Origin of the sequence: Bartonella sp. TT121SHDZB, assembly GCF_042193415.1 — a bacterium.
In the GTDB taxonomy this organism is placed as follows: domain Bacteria; phylum Pseudomonadota; class Alphaproteobacteria; order Rhizobiales; family Rhizobiaceae; genus Bartonella.
This window is the reverse complement of the sequence record NZ_JBHILR010000071.1, coordinates 325-601: the sequence shown is the minus strand read 5'-3', so window position 1 is coordinate 601 and position 277 is coordinate 325. Positions and strand designations below refer to the sequence as shown.

Here is a 277-nt window from a genome sequence, read left to right as displayed (position 1 = left end):
CCGCTGGCTGGCCGAGGGCCGCAAGGCCAGCGTGCTGTCCATCCTCACCACCTGGGTCTGGAACGGCTCGGCCTTCACCGTGCCCTCGGCCATGGCCAAGTCGGGCGTGCATGCCATGACGCAGTCGCTGGCCGTGGAATGGGGCAACCGGGGCATACGCTTCAACGCCATCGCGCCGGGCCTGTTCCCCACCGAAGGCATGAGCGCGCGGCTGAACCCGCAGGGCGGCGAGCATGTGCGCGCCGACAACCCCATGGGCCGCAACGGCCGCATGCCC

General features: G+C 71.1%; 1 protein-coding gene. It reads left to right on the top strand.

Translation table 11 applies throughout. The features are described 5' to 3' along the window. On the top strand, window positions 1–277 hold a 277-nt coding region (locus tag ACFIKI_RS08550; RefSeq protein WP_375666793.1), incomplete at both ends, for an SDR family oxidoreductase.